The 560-nt window shown below is 36.4% G+C and carries 1 protein-coding gene; it reads left to right on the top strand.

All coding sequences use genetic code 11. The features are described 5' to 3' along the window. Positions 1-78 precede the first annotated feature (78 nt). Positions 79-486 carry a hypothetical protein gene (locus ACSIPU_RS30470; RefSeq protein WP_001572392.1) on the top strand — a complete coding sequence of 136 codons (408 nt, stop codon included), beginning with the start codon at positions 79-81 and terminating at the stop codon, positions 484-486. Positions 487-560: the final 74 nt, after the last annotated feature.

Genomic DNA, 560 nt, shown 5'->3' with positions numbered 1-560 from the left:
CTTTGTTCGTCAAAACCCGTGGGTAGTCTGACGGTCAACTATAAAGCATAATATAATTAGTAATAACAAGGAACAGACATGAATGAAAACTCAGTAATCTTAATAAGTTTATTTTGGTTTTTTTTGGGATCGAGTGTTGTAGCTGGTTTTATGGATGCATCATTATATTGCTGGATTTTTGCAGCCATAAGCGCATTGTTTCTTCTTTCGGTGATACAAACACCAAAGGAGTTAACGGTATCTATTAGTCATATGACAAGCAAAACGCTGATCTCAAAGACAGATGATGGATACACATTTAGCATTTCACCTTACGGAGACGGGTACCGCTTATCAGTCTCGCCTGAAAATCGTCACAATGGTACCCAAAGCTTTGACGGCTGGTTCCCACGTTTTTTTTCCGAACCACAGTATGCCAAATCATCTTTAACTAAATTTCTCGGTGAGTCCTTAGTATGGGAAGAAGATTCAAGTAATGCTCTATGAGATTACTTATTATAAATTTTTCTATTAATCTCCATGGAGTGATATATGAATTTGGCCTATTTTTTATTTTTGTC

Source organism: Klebsiella sp. HN106 (assembly GCF_051209435.1).
Lineage (GTDB): Bacteria > Pseudomonadota > Gammaproteobacteria > Enterobacterales > Enterobacteriaceae > Klebsiella > Klebsiella oxytoca.
Note: the sequence above shows the minus strand (reverse complement) of the source record. Positions and strands in the feature narration are given on the sequence as shown.

Bases quoted from the DNA above. Each gene is read 5' to 3' on its own strand.
- ACSIPU_RS30470 (WP_001572392.1), top strand. From the start codon at position 79: ATGAATGAAAACTCAGTAATCTTAATAAGTTTATTTTGGTTTTTTTTG.